This window comes from Hymenobacter crusticola (assembly GCF_002154225.1).
Classification (GTDB): Bacteria; Bacteroidota; Bacteroidia; order Cytophagales; family Hymenobacteraceae; genus Hymenobacter; species Hymenobacter crusticola.
Window position 1 is genome coordinate 1 of record NZ_MTSE01000116.1, and the last position, 846, is coordinate 846.

Annotated in this window: 1 protein-coding gene; it reads left to right on the forward strand. The window is 64.1% G+C overall.

Annotation, left to right across the window (positions count from 1 at the left end; translation table 11 throughout):
- Window positions 1-574 (forward strand): replication initiation protein (locus BXP70_RS30200; protein ID WP_179197909.1); only part of this gene is annotated, 574 nt, incomplete at its 5' end.
- Between the last annotated feature and the right edge of the window lie 272 nt (window positions 575-846).

Sequence of the window (846 nt, forward strand, 5' to 3'; positions counted from 1 at the left end):
GGCCAAAGCCGAATTGGCGCACACGGACCTGGCCTTCACCTATTCCACCCGGAGCAAAGGGCGGCAGGTCACCCACATTGCGTTCGAGTTTAAGCCCGTCGGTTCGGCCGGCTCGCCCCGGGCCTTGCCCAGTGCGCCGGTGGAAGCGTGGGAAGCCGCGGTGCTGGCGGCGGGCGTTTCAGGTAAGAGTTTGCCCCAGATCCGAGAACAACTGCAGGCCGGCACCTACGACCTAGGCTATGTTCGCTACGTGCTCGACACGGTGAGCGCGCAAGCCAAAACCGGCAAAGTCCAGAAGCAAGGCGGGGCCGTCTTCAAAGCGCTGACGAAGGGTTACCTGCTGGAAGACTACCAGCGAACGCAGCAAGCGCCGGCCCGGGTGCAGCGTACGGCCAACGCGGCCCGGGAACAGCAGCGGCGGAAGGTAAGCGGGGAACTGGAGGATGCCCGAAAAAGCTTAGCGTTTATTCAGACCGCGGATTATTACAACGCGGAGAACCGACCCGGTGCTATCGTGGAGGTCGAGGCCAAAATTGCGAAGCTAGCCGAACAACTGCACCAGCTGTCCGGCTAGCCCGTTTGCCCGCGGCAATGCCCGTACGGGTTCTTGGTTTGTTGCCTGCTAGTGCCCTGCCAGCGCCTGCTCAGGCCGCTCTCTTTCCTGCCTGCCGCCGCCTGGCGGCCCTAGCTATCAGCTTATGTCTTTCTCCCCTGAGTCTGCTACCCCCACCGCCGCGGCAGATCGTCGACAGGCCTTACAGGACCAGGTGCTGGATCAGCTCCAGGGCCGGCAGCTGGCGGGTGTGGCCCTGACCATGGGCCTGGGCAAGACGCTGGTGGGCCTGC